Here is an 812-nt window from a genome sequence, read left to right as displayed (position 1 = left end):
CTCCAGACATCCCCTCGCGGGTTTGCCCTTGCCGTCGGCTAGTAGTTCTATTGGTCCAAGAGGACACTACAGGTACTCCTACAGGGGACTTTCACCCCATCAGTTCATGCCCATGCCGGGCGTACACAAGCCGCTACAGCCGACCGCCTGCTGCGCCGTCGAACTCCGGCAAGAATTTCAGCGCGCGGAGGGGGCGCAGCAGGCGTCGGCTGAGCGCAACGTTGGGCCACAAAAGAAGCCTACAACTAAAAACGGACGGGATGAAGAGCCTAAAGAGAAAAATTTAGGATTACTAAACGCAATCCTTGACCTTTGTTCCTGGCTTTGGTAGACTGTGCCTGGTTTCAACAACCAGGAGCGACACAAATGTCACAGAGAAAATCCACCCCAGATCCCCTTGAACACATGATGGCTACGGTCGTCGAAGGTTTTAGGCAGACAACGGAAGCAATTCACACTCTACGCCAAGAACAGAAGGAACAAGCACAAGCTGCATACCAAGGTATGACAGGTAGTGGTAAGTCGCGCTATGTTTCCAAGCTGGTAGAAATTGAACGTGCAAAGGAGTCCAGAGGCGCGCAGTCAAGAGTTGCGGACACCTTAGGGATTTCTGAAGGAAGAGTTTCCCAGTTGTTAAATTCCGACAAGAACCGAAAGAACGGAAAGTAACTGTAGAAATTGGCCCAATCGGGTAAGGGCGGGTGTTTAGCCCGCCCTCCCCACACCACCTAGCATGCGGGTCCGCACTAGGCGATTCACAAGAAGGGAGCACACGACGCTTTAGGCATAGCCATGCGCTTTCATCCACTGAT

General features: G+C 52.8%; 1 protein-coding gene. It reads left to right on the top strand.

The features are described 5' to 3' along the window. The first annotated feature begins 366 nt into the window (after nt 1-366). Complete coding sequence (locus CKO40_RS23795) at nt 367-669, top strand: helix-turn-helix domain-containing protein (RefSeq protein ID WP_200348935.1); 303 nt, start codon at nt 367-369, stop codon at nt 667-669. Nucleotides 670-812: the final 143 nt, after the last annotated feature.

Source organism: Halochromatium glycolicum, from assembly GCF_016584085.1.
In the GTDB taxonomy this organism is placed as follows: domain Bacteria; phylum Pseudomonadota; class Gammaproteobacteria; order Chromatiales; family Chromatiaceae; genus Lamprobacter; species Lamprobacter glycolicus.
The sequence above is the reverse complement of the archived record's forward strand: the minus strand, read 5'-3'. Positions and strand labels throughout refer to the sequence as shown.

Excerpts from the sequence above, each read along its gene's own strand:
- CKO40_RS23795 (WP_200348935.1), top strand. The coding sequence starts at position 367 with ATGTCACAGAGAAAATCCACCCCAGATCCCCTTGAACACATGATGGCT.